8 protein-coding genes and 2 tRNA genes are annotated in these 12287 nt (G+C 66.8%); 6 read left to right on the top strand and 4 right to left on the bottom strand.

Going from position 1 to position 12287, the window contains the following annotated elements:
- Positions 1-133: 133 nt before the first annotated feature.
- The 3 genes from QH195_RS33555 to cmrA all read right to left on the bottom strand — a co-directional run bounded on the left by QH195_RS33555 (position 134) and on the right by cmrA (position 1825).
- A tRNA-His gene (locus tag QH195_RS33555) sits at positions 134-206 on the bottom strand.
- 88 nt (positions 207-294) lie between these two features.
- Positions 295-936: an oligoribonuclease gene (gene orn / locus QH195_RS33550; RefSeq protein ID WP_280422107.1), complete on the bottom strand. Its 642-nt coding sequence runs from the start codon at positions 934-936 to the stop codon at positions 295-297.
- An 85-nt stretch (positions 937-1021) separates the two neighbouring features.
- Positions 1022-1825: a mycolate reductase gene (cmrA, locus tag QH195_RS33545; RefSeq protein WP_280438356.1), complete on the bottom strand. Its 804-nt coding sequence runs from the start codon at positions 1823-1825 to the stop codon at positions 1022-1024.
- A gap of 888 nt (positions 1826-2713) precedes the next feature.
- Between cmrA and QH195_RS33540 the strand changes: the two genes are divergently transcribed.
- Entirely contained in the window at positions 2714-3706 is a 993-nt protein-coding gene (locus QH195_RS33540; protein WP_280438355.1) for a hypothetical protein, read from the top strand.
- 271 nt (positions 3707-3977) lie between these two features.
- On the opposite strand, the gene QH195_RS33535 is transcribed toward QH195_RS33540, so the two are convergent.
- Positions 3978-4051: transfer RNA gene (locus QH195_RS33535), tRNA-Arg, on the bottom strand.
- A gap of 135 nt (positions 4052-4186) precedes the next feature.
- Here QH195_RS33535 and QH195_RS33530 point away from each other — a divergent pair.
- The 5 genes from QH195_RS33530 to QH195_RS33510 all read left to right on the top strand — a co-directional run.
- Positions 4187-6226 carry a cytochrome c oxidase assembly protein gene (locus QH195_RS33530; protein ID WP_280422104.1) on the top strand — a complete coding sequence of 680 codons (2040 nt, stop codon included), beginning with the start codon at positions 4187-4189 and terminating at the stop codon, positions 6224-6226.
- A complete protein-coding gene (locus QH195_RS33525) occupies positions 6227-7195 on the top strand; it encodes a threonine/serine dehydratase (RefSeq protein WP_280422103.1) in 969 nt (322 codons plus the stop codon).
- 202 nt (positions 7196-7397) lie between these two features.
- Positions 7398-7898 carry a single-stranded DNA-binding protein gene (locus QH195_RS33520; RefSeq protein WP_280438354.1) on the top strand — a complete coding sequence of 167 codons (501 nt, stop codon included), beginning with the start codon at positions 7398-7400 and terminating at the stop codon, positions 7896-7898.
- A 35-nt stretch (positions 7899-7933) separates the two neighbouring features.
- Positions 7934-9610: an energy-dependent translational throttle protein EttA gene (ettA, locus tag QH195_RS33515; RefSeq protein ID WP_280422101.1), complete on the top strand. Its 1677-nt coding sequence runs from the start codon at positions 7934-7936 to the stop codon at positions 9608-9610.
- A gap of 94 nt (positions 9611-9704) precedes the next feature.
- On the top strand, positions 9705-12287 hold a 2583-nt coding region (locus QH195_RS33510), incomplete at its 3' end, for an NAD-glutamate dehydrogenase domain-containing protein (RefSeq protein WP_280438353.1).

Genomic DNA, 12287 nt, shown 5'->3' with positions numbered 1-12287 from the left:
CCAATCGGGGGGCGCGCGCGCGGCGGGGGGGGGTCGCGTTTTGGGGGGGGGGCGGGCCTCGGCGCCCTAAAAAATAAACAAACCGCCGCGGGGGGGGGGGTGACCCATCCCCCCCCCCCCCCCCCCCCTTCAGGGTGAGTGACGGGACTCGAACCCGCGACAGCCAGGATCACAACCTGGTGCTCTACCAACTGAACTACACTCACCATTGCCGGTTTTGCACCGGCGGCCTAGATACTAGCGTGTTCACCCCGCTGTTAGCCAATCGGTTTACGGTGTGGCGGTGACCTGGGCCTATATCGACTCTTCGGCGGCGGCCGCGATCTCCTCCGCCGACCGGGCGCTGACCTCGGCGGCAATGGCGGTGATCTCCGCAGTCGACGGCCCCGGTGCGGGGACGAACACCGTGCGCCGGTAGTACTCGAGTTCCCGGATGGATTCCCGGATATCGGCCAGCGCGCGATGGGTCAGGCCCTTCTCCGGCTGGCCGAAGTAGATACGCGGGTACCAGCGTCGGCACAGTTCCTTGATCGAGCTCACATCGATCATCCGATAGTGCAGGTGCTGGTCGAGCAGCGGCATATCCCGGGCGATGAAACCACGGTCGGTGGCGATGGAGTTCCCGGCCAGCGGGACCACACCCGCGGTGGGCGCGTACTGCTTGATGTAGTCGAGTACCTGCTCTTCGGCCTCGGCGAGGGTCACGCTGGATTTGCGGACCTCCTCGGTGAGACCGGAGCGAGCGTGCATTTCGGCGACCACCTGCGGCATCGCGGCCAGCGCCGCCTCGTCGGCATGGATCACGATATCCACGCCGTCACCGAGGACGTTCAGCTCGCTGTCGGTTACGAGGGCGGCTACCTCGATGAGCTTGTCGGTGACCAGGTCGAGACCGGTCATCTCACAATCCATCCACACCACTAATTTGTCGGACACTCGTCCCACCCTAATCAGCCCGGCTGTCCGTGCGGTGCAATCACGGTGGTCACGATCTGTGAACGACTGGCGGTGGGTGGGCTCGTCACCCGCCGAGCTTCTTGTAGAAGGCGCCCGCGACAGGAGCCGTGAGCGCCCGCGGACCGTAGTTGCCGGCGGCGCTCATTCCTTTGCCGATCAGACCCGGAACCACCCGGGTTTTGTTGCGGGCGAGCCCATCGATCGAAATCCGTGCGGTGTACTCGGAGGAAACCCACAGGAAATCCGGGACCATTCGGTCGACGAGTGAGGCGTCGGCGGGGTCGGGAGTTTCGGTACGGACAGGGCCGGGAGCCAGGAGTGTGACGTGTACCCCGGTACCTTTCAGCTCACCGCGCAAGGATTCGGTGAAGGTGTTCGCGAATGCCTTGCTCGCCGCGTAGGTGGCGTTGTTGGGTATGGGCATATTGCCGGCCGCCGAACCGCTGACCAGGATGCCGCCCGCGCGGCGGGCCAGCATGGTGGGCAGCACCGCCAGGGTCAGGTCCTGGACCGCGACCGCGTTCAGCTCGAGCTGGGCACGCTCGTAGGCCGGATCCAGGCCGGTGATCGGCCCGAAGGTCGCGATACCGGCGTTGTTGCACAGAATCGAGATATCGCGCCCGGCCAATTCCTCGCTCAGTGGTGCGCGCTGGTCCCGGTCGGCCAAGTCGACCGCGCGGACCTCCGCGGTGATCCCGTGGTCGCGGGTGAGCCGGTCGGCGAGCTCGTCGAGCAGCTCGCCGCGGCGTGCCACCAGGATGAGCGAATAGCCGCGGCGGGCGAGTTCGGCCGCCAGCGCGGTCCCGATCCCGGATGAGGCCCCGGTCACGACGGCGCGACTGTCTGCGGTAGGCGATGGCAAACCCATTCGCACACCCTAGGTCAAATGCGGGTTGGGCCGTTACGGGGTGTGGCGCCTGGCTCTGGTCCAGCCACGGCCGGTGGCAGTCGGTAACCGGACCGGGATTACGGGCCGGTCCCGGTTCGCCGTTTCGCGCCACGTGTACTCCGGCGCCGCAGCCGGCGGTGAGCGAATTATCGGCTGTTCCCTGGGAAGGCCCCTTGATCTGAAATGCCTTCTATTCTTATAAGTGGAGGGCAATTCCGAGGCTGCCTGCCGTGGAATCGGGTGCGTCCCGTATGGCGTGATGCCGGGGCTGGGCATGCCTGTGCGTTACTGCAGGGCGGGTCGAAACGGTGTTGGAAAACCGGAACGCAACCGCGGTGCGGAGGGTGTGGGGGGAGTGGGCCCCGGCGGGCGTCGGCCGCGGTTGTTCGGGTGAACGAGTCGGGGTAGTTTGCCGCCTTGGCGAGGGTCGGGCGTAGTGCGACGCCCTCACCGGAGTCATTGTATGAATTCGAGATTTTCACAATGGCCGGCAACTGATCGGCCAACATTTGCGAAGCGATTTGCTCCCTTGTTCCACGATCATGCTCAGGGTGAATCGCATGCTGCTGCGTTTTCTGGCTTTATTCTCTGCGAGACCGCCAACATCGCGCAACCGCGCAAATCGCCCGCTGAATTGTCAAGTACTGTTGAGTTCTGGTTGATTTACTGACTCATGGTCGACGCAAGTGATCGAATGTTCTGCATGGCAACGACAAGGCGCAACATGGCGGGCTCGCCATCCCGGGGGCCGTTGCTGTGACCGAGACCACCGGTCCGACACTGCGTTCGTCCCCGCCCGAGCGGGCACCGGAGCCGGGGACCCGGCAGATGGGATACCGCGACGCGGGACGAGGCCCTCGACTCCGGGTGTCTTTGACCACGGGCGACGACCTGCTCGCGCGGATTCCCGACAGCGATGTCGCCACCTTCCGCGCCGACGCCTACCGTCGCCTGACACCGGCGGAATTCGCACGAGTCGACGCCGTGTACACCCAAGGGTTCGAAGCGGCCTGCCGGTGGTTCATCGCACGCAGCGGTCAACCCTGCCGCCATGATCTGGATCGGCGGACCGACCCGATCTGGTTCGGGCACAACGAGGTGGCCTGGGCGGAGCGGATGCGGACCGTCCTGCGGCCGCGTCCCGCGGCGCGGCGGTTTCCGCCGTTGCGTGCGGTGGGCCGGACCGATGAATGGCTGGACATCCTCGGGCTCTATCGCTTTCTCGGCGGTTTCGTCGCGGGCAGCCCGGGGCGTGGGCACACGGTGGTCCGGTTGCGAGGTGCGCAGGCGGCCTTCCTGCTGCACGGTTTGCGCCTGGATCTGCCGTCGGATCTCAACTACTCGGTCGGTACCGGGATGACCACAGTGCGACTCGACGCCAGGACCGTCGAATGGATCCGGGCCCGGATCGCCGATCCGATCGACGCGGCAGCCTTCGCAACAATGCTTTTCACCGGCGCCACCATGGTCGAGCTGGGTTCCGTGCCATGTGTGGCGTCGACCGGCGACGCGCTCGTTTTCACCGGGCCGATCGGTTACTCCCGGGCAGCCGATGTGTACGTATGGGTGATCCCGCCCGCGGCCCGGGCCCTGTTGCAGGATGCGTGCGCCCATCGGGCAACCCGCACGGAGGGCGGTCCGAAACTGTTCGCCGGTGCCATAGGTGCTGCTGGGGCGAGGCTTCGCGATACCGCTGCGCGATGTGGGATAGCCCTCCCGCAATCGCATCATTGGCACCGGAGCTGGATTCGCCAGACGGGATTGCTCCGTGGCCAGGAACAGCCGGAGTACGTGCGCAATACCGACCTGCTGTTCGGGCTACGGCTGGTTCCGCAGCCCGGGTCGGCGCGTGGGGAATAGCACGGAGTGGGCGGCGGACGCCCGCGGATCCGGAGAGCCGAACCGCCGGCACCTACTGCGCCGGGCGTGACCTCGGCTGCATCTCGGCGCCGTCCCCGGCGGAATCGCCGCCGGCAGCGCGACAGGAGGCTGCCGTCCGGATGGTGTCATCGACGCCGCCACCCTTGTGCGCTGAAGACCCGAAACTGCTGTAGGTCCGGCGTGTTTGGGCGCCGGTCGGATGGGTACACCCACTCCGACTGGCCCGAACAGCTCAGTCGGGTGGGTGGAGCGCCCCCGGCAGGAATCGAACCTGCGACCTAGGGATTAGAAGGCCCTTGCTCTATCCAACTGAGCTACGGAGGCAGTGTTTCCACCATGGCGGACAACGGCCGCGCTGTCCAGCCGAAAAGTGTAGCGATCGATCCGATCGTTTGTTTTGGGCTGCCCGAAAAAGGCCCCGCCGGGCCCGCCGGGGTCCACCGAACTACTCTCGAAGCTATGTCGTCAGTCCAGGCCCCCGCCGTCGAACCCGCCGCCGAGGCCGGTCGGCCGGGCGGCTCGGCGGCCGTGACGGGCGCGCTGACGGTGGCTGCCGGGACCCTGGCGGCATTGGTCGCGATCCTGGTGGTGAGTGCTTCGGCGGCCCAGGCGCTCAGCCTGCTCGGAATCCCCGATCCCGGCCCGCTCACCACGTACGGCCTGCCTGCGGTACGGGCCCTCGCCGATCTGTTCGCGGCGCTCACCGTGGGTGCCCTGCTCTTCGCCGCGTTTCTCGTTCCACCCCAGCGCAGTGGATTACTCGATACCGGCGGCTACCGCGCGGTACGGCGGGCCTCGGGCCTGGCGTTCGCCTGGGCGGTCTGTGCGGCCCTGCTGGTGCCGCTGACGGTCTCCGACAGCACCGGCCGGCCGGTAACCGAGGTCCTGGCACCCCGGGAACTGTGGGGCGTGATCGACCAGATCGAACTGGCCGGAACGTGGCGGGTCACCGCCGTCGGCGCGCTGCTGCTGGCGGTCGCGTGCCGGTTGGCGCTGCGCTGGGGCTGGACACCGGTGCTGTTCGCGGGATCGGTCGCGGTGATGATGCCGCTGGCGCTCACCGGTCATTCCTCCTCGGGCGGGGCGCACGATGTGGCCACCAACAGCCTGATCCTGCATTTGATCGCCGCGGCGGTCTGGGTGGGCGGTCTGGTCGCGCTGCTCGTGCACGCCCTACGCGACGGCACCCATACCGGCCTCGCCGCACGCCGGTTCTCGCCGCTGGCGGCGGTTTCGTTCGTGGTGCTCGCGGTGAGCGGCGTCGTCAACTCCTGGGTCCGGGTCCCCATGGACGAATTGTTCACCAGCGCCTACGGTCGTCTGGTGCTCGCCAAGGCCGCTGCCCTGATCGTGCTCGGCGTGATCGGGTACTTCCAGCGGCGCTCTGCGCTGCCTGCGCTGGCCGCCGCACCCGGCAACCGGCTCGCACTGATTCGATTCGCCGGTGTGGAAACGCTGATCTTCGCCGTGACCATGGGGCTGGCGGTCGGGTTGGGACGGACCCCGCCACCTCCGCCGACCAGCGTGCCGACGCCGATCGAAGTGGAACTCGGATACGGGCTGGCCGGCCCGCCGACCGTCGCCCGGCTGCTGTTCGACTGGCGATTCGACCTGATCTTCGGCACGCTCGCCGTCGTCCTCGCGGTGCTGTACCTGCTGGGCGTGCGCCGGTTACGGGCGCGCGGCGACCATTGGCCCGCGGGCCGGACCCTGGCCTGGATGCTGGGCTGCGCCGTGTTGCTGTTCACGACCTCCTCCGGTGTCGGCCGCTACGCCCCCGCGATGTTCAGCGTCCACATGGGCGCGCATATGGCGCTGTCCATGCTGGTTCCGATCCTGCTCGCGCTCGGCGGGGCGGTGACCCTCGCGTTGCGCGCGCTGCCACCGGCCGGCCGGAACGGGGCGCCGGGGCCGCGGGAGTGGATTCTGGCGGCCGTCCACAATCCGGTCTCGCGATTCCTCACCCAGCCGATCGTGGCGTCCGCAGTGTTCGTGGCCGGTTTCTACGCCCTGTACCTCGGCGGGATATTCGACACCTTCGTCGATTCGCATGCCGCCCACCTGCTGATGAACCTGCATTTCCTGGTCAGTGGCTACCTCTTCTACTGGGTGGTGATCGGCATCGACCCGAAGCCACGCCGGGTGGAACCGCTCACCAAGCTCGCCATGGTGTTCGGATCGCTGCCGTTCCACGCGTTCTTCGGTGTGGTGCTGATGGGTATGAGCACTGTCCTGGGCGGCTGGTTCTACCGCAGTCTCGGTCTGGACTGGCACTCCGACCTGCTGGGTGACCAGCGCACCGGTGGCAGTCTGGCCTGGGCCAGCGGCGAGGTGCCGTTGGTGGTGGTGATGCTGGCACTGCTGATCCAGTGGTCGCGCAGCGATGCCCGGCTGGCCCGGCGCACCGACCGTGCCGCGGAACGCGACGACGATGCGGAACTGGCCGCGCACAACGCCATGTTCGCCGAATTGGCCAAGCGAGATCGGGCAATGAAGTAGATGACCGAGCAGAAAACCCCGCTGACACCCCTGCAACCGTTGCGCAGGATCTATCGGTCCGATGTGCGGGCGGCTCGGCGGCGGCTGGGCAGGCATATCCGGAAGACTCCGGTGTTCCACACCGTCGTCCCGGGGCCGGGCGGGCCGGTTCCGGTCACCTTGAAACTGGAGTATCTACAGCACGGCGGCACGTTCAAGGTACGCGGCAGCTACAACGCGCTGCTGTCGGAGCGGGTATGTCCCGAAGACGTCGTGATCGCCTCCGGGGGGAACGCGGGTATCGCGGCGGCCCTGGCGGCGGCCGGGATGGGCAAATCCTGCACGGTGGTGGTGCCCGAATCGGCGCCGCACACGAAGGTTGCGGCGATGTGGTCGCACGGTGCGGAGGTGCGCTGGCACGGAACCACGTATGCCGAGGCCTACGAACACGCACGGGAGATCACCGCGGAACGTGGTGCACTCCAGCTGCACGCCTACGATCTGCCCGCTGTGGTGGCCGGCGCCGGAGTGATCGGACTGGAAATCGAGGAGCAGGTGCGCGGCCGTCCGCCTGTTCTGGTCGCCGTCGGGGGCGGTGGTCTGATCGGCGGGATCGCGGCGGCCGCCGGTCGGCGCCGGGAGATCGTCGGTGTGGAACCCGAAGGTATCCCGACGATGCACGCGGCGCTGGCCGCGGGCAAACCGGTCGATGTCGAAATTTCCAGCATCACCGCCGACGCCCTGGGGGCGACACGGCTCGGGGAGATCTCGTTCGATATCGCTCGCCGTTACGGGGTCCGCTCGGTACTGGTCACCGACGACGCGATCACCGAGGCCCGCGACTATCTGTGGCGGGAATTCCGAATCGTGGTGGAACTGTCCGGCGCGGTGGCGTTGGCGGCGATTCTCAGCGGTGCCTATGTGCCGCCGGAAGGTCAGCGTCCGGTGATCGTGCTGTGCGGGGCGAATACCGAACTCCCGGTGCTCTGAGCCGACCCGGATGGGTCGCGGGCTACTCCGGCCTGGCGTGTGGAGGCCGCGAATTCCACAAGCCCGCAGATAACGGGGAGTTGTCCACAGCTTCCGGTCACGTCCGTCGTGTCGGTCCGGTCGCGGGCACGATGAATGCGTCGCCCGAAAACGTGGGGCGGGGGTCGCCCGGTGGTACCGGGCTCGACGAAGGGGTGGACTCGTGTACGAAACACTGGCGACGGTGGTGGGTACGGTGGTGACCGAGCCGGTCAAGCGCGATCTCGCGGGCGGTGAGCAGATGCTGAGCTTCCGATTGGCCAGTACCGCGCGCCGGCTCGACCGGGAATCGGGTGAATGGATGGACAACGGGACGCTGTTTCTGACGGTGAGCTGCTGGCGGCGCCTGGTGGCCGGCGTCGACGCATCCATCCACCGCGGCGATCCGGTGATCGTCCAAGGGCAGTTGCGGTCGAACGAGTACCGCACCCGCGACGGCGCCGAACGCCGGGATCTGGAGATGCGGGCTCATACCGTGGGCCCCGATCTCACCCGCTGCACCGCCCAGGTGGTGCGCCGGCGCACCGGGTATGCGATGGTGACCGGGAATAATCCGGCCGAACCGGACGCTGGGACGGCCGGGGACGGGGTGGCCGGGGAGCAGGACCATCCACTGGGGGAAGAGTCGGCATCCGGCGACCGGCCGGTGAACGCCGACGTGTGAAACCGCACCGATGTTTGACGGATAGGGTTACCGCTATGGCTGAGTTCATCTACCAAATGAAGAAGGTTCGTAAGGCGCACGGCGACAAGGTCGTGCTCGACGATGTCACCTTGAACTTCCTTCCCGGCGCCAAGATCGGCGTCGTCGGCCCGAACGGCGCCGGTAAATCCAGCGTGCTGAAGATCATGGCCGGATTGGATCAGCCGAACAACGGCGAAGCCTTTCTCGCGCCGGGTGCCAGTGTGGGGATCCTGCAGCAGGAGCCGCCGCTGAACGAGGAGAAGACGGTCCGCGGAAACGTCGAGGAGGGCCTCGGTGAGATCAAGGTCAAACTCGACCGGTTCAACGAGATCGCCGAACTCATGGCCACCGATTACTCCGACGAGCTCATGGACGAGATGGGCAAACTCCAGGAGGACCTCGACCACGCCGACGCCTGGGATCTGGATTCGCAGCTCGAACAGGCGATGGACGCCCTGCGCTGCCCGCCGCCGGACGAGCCGGTCACCAATCTCTCCGGTGGTGAGCGCCGCCGCGTGGCGCTGTGCAAACTACTGCTGAGCAAACCCGATCTGCTGCTGCTCGACGAACCGACCAACCATCTCGACGCGGAGAGCGTGCTCTGGCTGGAGCAGTTCCTGGGGCAGTACCCAGGTGCCGTGCTGGCCGTCACCCACGACCGGTACTTCCTGGACAATGTCGCCGGCTGGATTCTCGAGCTCGACCGCGGCCGGGCCATCGGTTACGAGGGCAACTACTCCACCTACCTGGAGAAGAAGGCCGAACGCCTCGCCGTGCAGGGGAAGAAGGACCAGAAGCTGCAGAAGCGGCTGAAGGACGAACTTGCCTGGGTGCGCTCCGGCGCCAAGGCTCGGCAGGCCAAGAACAAGGCGCGGCTCGGTCGCTACGAAGAGATGGCGGCCGAAGCCGAGAAGATGAAGAAGCTGGATTTCGAGGAGATCCAGATCCCGGCCGGGCCGCGCCTGGGCAGTGTCGTCGTCGAGGTCGAGCATCTGGACAAGGGCTTCGGCGATCGTCAGCTGATCAAGGATCTCTCGTTCACGCTGCCGCGCAACGGGATCGTCGGTGTGATCGGGCCGAACGGCGTGGGGAAGACCACCCTGTTCAAGACCATCGTCGGTCTGGAGGAACCGGACAGCGGCATCGTGAAAGTGGGCGATACCGTTCGGCTCAGCTACGTCGACCAGTCCCGGGCCGGTATCGACCCGAACAAGACTGTCTGGCAGGTGGTTTCGGATGGTCTCGACTATATCGAGGTCGGTCAGCAGGAAATGCCGTCGCGTGCCTACGTGAGTGCCTTCGGGTTCAAAGGCCCGGACCAGCAGAAGCCGGCCGGTGTGCTCTCCGGTGGTGAACGCAACCGCCTGAACCTGGCACTCACCCTGAAACAGGGCGGCAACCTGATCCTGCTCGACGAACCCACCAACGACCTGGACGTGGAGACCCTCGGATCGCTGGAGAACGCGCTGGAACAGTTCCCCGGCTGCGCCGTGGTCATTTCCCACGACCGGTGGTTCCTGGACCGTACCTGCACACATATCCTCGCTTGGGAAGGCGATGCCGACAACGAGGCCAAGTGGTTCTGGTTCGAGGGCAACTTCGAGGCCTACGAAGCCAACAAGATCGAACGCCTCGGCCCGGAAGCCGCACGGCCGCATCGAGTGACGCATCGCAAACTGACCCGCGGGTAACGCCGTAGATCTTTTCCCGCGACCCGGTTGCGGGACTACCCTCGGGGCGGCGTCGGTATGTCTTCCGAAAAATCCGCATCCAAGGGAGTGGGAAATGACGGTCTCGTCCGAATTGTCCAGCGAGGCTTGGGTTGCCGAACTGCCGGACAACCTCCGTGCCGGTCTCCACGCTCTGGAGGAGGGATACTTCCGGCATGTGGGCACCGACGAGGCGGACTGTGAGATCTCCAGTGCCGAGCTCACCTTCCGGGCGCATCTCGCACTTGCCCTGACCCGGCAGCCGGGTCAGGGCGCGGTGCGGGTCCACCACCCCGACGACGGGTCCGGGCTGGGCGCCGCGGTGCAGATCGTGACCGACGATATGCCCATGCTCGTCGATTCGGTCACGGCACTGCTGGCCCGGCTGGGCGGTACGGTGCGCGAGGTGATCCACCCCATCGTCACGGTGGAACGGGACGCCGACGGCCGGCTCCTGGCGGCACAGCCGCATGACGCGGATGCCGAACGCGCCGGTCCGGCGACCGGCCGCGAATCCTGGATCCACCTGCAATTGCATCCCGCGACCAGTGCCGAGCTACTCGACGAGATCGCTGCCGCCGTACCCGGCGTGATCGGGGATGTCCGGCAGGTGAGCAAAGATACCGACGCGATTCATGCCGTGCTCTACGAGCTCGCGGCCGGACTCGACGGTGTCGGTGACACAGTCGTCACGGCAGAAACGGATATCGCTCCCTCCGACTGCGCCGGGTTGCTGCGCTGGATGGCCGACGGCAACTTCACCGTGCTCGGGTACGCGCGTTACCGCACCGAAACCGGCGAATCGGTGCCGGTGCTCGTTCCGGATACCGCACTCGGGGTGCTGCATCCGGGTACGGGGATCGGTTTCCAGGTACCTGTCGGTGCCGGCGCGCCGCGGCTGCTGCGGATGACCCAGGGTTTGGTCCCGGTCACCATGCAGCGGGCCGTCTACCCATTCTTCATCGGCGTGGCCGATGTGAACGGTGCGGGCGAGATCCGTGGCGAGCATCTGTTCATCGGGGTATTCACGGTGACAGCACTGCACGAGAATGTCCTCGATATACCCGTGGTGGGTACGCGGGTGCGCTCGGCGATCACCGGTAGCGGTTTCGATCTCGATTCGTTCTCCGGTCAGGCGATGCTCGAGGTCATGCAGGGTTTCCCGCGTACCGAGCTGTTCGCCTGCGATGCCGCCACCCTGCGCCGTATCGCGGCCGCGGTACTCAACGTGGGGCTGCGCCGGCAGGTTCGATTGTTCCTGCGGGTCGATCCCTACGGCCGCTTCGTCGCCGCCATGGTGTACCTGCCACGGGACCGCTACACCACCGCGGTCCGGCTGGAGATGCAGGACATCCTGGTCCGCGAACTCGGCGGTGCCTCCATCGATTACTCGGCCCGGGTGAGCGAGAGCGAGCTCGCGAGCGTGTATTTCACCATCCGGCTGCCCGGTGCCGACACGACCGAACCGGTGCGGGTGTCCTCGGCAGAGGAGATCTCCGAGCCCGAGCGGCTGCGTATCCAGAACCTGCTCGGTGAGGCGAGCCGCACCTGGGACGACCATCTCAACGATGAGGTGAGTGCCTCGACCGTCCTGGACCCGCAGATCGTGCGCCGCTACTGCGAAGCCTTCCCGGACGGCTACAAACAGGATTTCAGCGCCCGGCGTGCCCTGGCCGATATCGACCGTCTGGAGCGCCTGCGGGCGGGCAGTATCGACCAGCATCTGTACCGCGTCGCCGACGCACCCGCCGGGTCCTGGCGGTTCACCCTCTATATCGGCGGCGCCGGGATCTCGCTGAGCCAGGTGCTGCCGGTGCTCCAGAGTCTCGGGGTGGAGGTACTCGACGAACGGCCCTACCGGATCCGGCGGGAAGCCGACGGTATCGGTACCGCCGGCGAACGGTGGATCTACGATTTCGGCTTGTTGGCGAGTCCGGAGTTGCTGCGCGCCGCCCTCGATCAGGACCTCGATGCCGAACTGCTCGAGGTCGGATCGGGTATGCGGGCGGCCGTCACGAGCGCGACCGGAGTCCGCGACCGGTTCACCGAGGCGTTCGACGCCATCTGGTACGGCCGGGCCGAGGCCGACGGCCTCAACGAACTCGTTCTGCGCGCCGGGCTCAGCTGGCGCGAAGTCGCCGTTCTGCGGACCTACGCGAAATACCTGCAGCAGGCCGGGTTCCCGTACAGCCAGGTCAATATCGCCCGTGTCCTGCACACCTATCCGGACGCCGCGCGATTGTTCGCGCGATTGTTCGCCGCCCGATTCGACCCGGACCGGTGCTCCGCCGAGGACGCCGACCGGGTCGAGCAGCAGGTGCGTGAACGGATCGACCAAGTGGTCAGCCTGGACGCGGACCGCATCCTGCGGGCCATGCTGGGACTGATTCTGGCCACCCTGCGCACCAACTACTACGTCACCGACGCCGACGGGGCGGCCCGGGAGTTCATCTCGGTGAAGGTCGAGCCGCAGGAGATCGCCGAACTTCCGCAGCCGCGGCCGAAATACGAGATCTTTGTGTATTCGCCGCGGGTGGAGGGTGTGCATTTGCGGTTCGGTGCCGTGGCGCGGGGTGGTTTGCGCTGGTCGGATCGGTTGGAGGATTTCCGGACCGAGATCCTGGGTTTGGTGAAGGCGCAGGCGGTGAAGAATGCGGTG

The organism is Nocardia carnea (genome assembly GCF_029868855.1).
Taxonomy (GTDB): domain Bacteria; phylum Actinomycetota; class Actinomycetes; order Mycobacteriales; family Mycobacteriaceae; genus Nocardia; species Nocardia carnea_A.
This window is presented reverse-complemented; position numbering and strand designations above follow the sequence as displayed.